General features: G+C 70.1%; 1 pseudogene. It reads right to left on the bottom strand.

What is annotated here, in order from left to right:
• Positions 1-335, bottom strand: a pseudogene (locus tag DF200_RS10915) (arabinosidase); the annotation flags it as partial.

Below are 335 nucleotides of genomic sequence, written 5' to 3' on the forward strand. Positions count from 1 at the left end.
TGGCCGTCACATCCTTGACCTCGGTCTCGGAGGGGTTGACGAGCTTGTCGGAGTAGCCGTCGTAGGCCACCTTCACGGTGCCGGAGACATTGCCCGGACCCTTCACGGAGGCCTTGCCGTCGGCGGAGAGCTTCACGGTCTGCTTCCAGTCGCCGGCCGAGAATGTCCCGTTGCCGGCGCCCGTGCCCTTGTCGGCGGCGGCCCCGGTGGCGGGGCTCTCACGGGTCTTGACGCCCCAGGCGGAGGCGGGCGGGGTGGAGGCCACCGCCGGCAGCGTGGTCGGGTTGTCGGTGGTCCACTGGTGCATGTTCTCCGCGATGGCGGCGGACACGTTC

This window comes from Bifidobacterium catulorum (genome assembly GCF_003129925.1).
Taxonomy (GTDB): domain Bacteria; phylum Actinomycetota; class Actinomycetes; order Actinomycetales; family Bifidobacteriaceae; genus Galliscardovia; species Galliscardovia catulorum.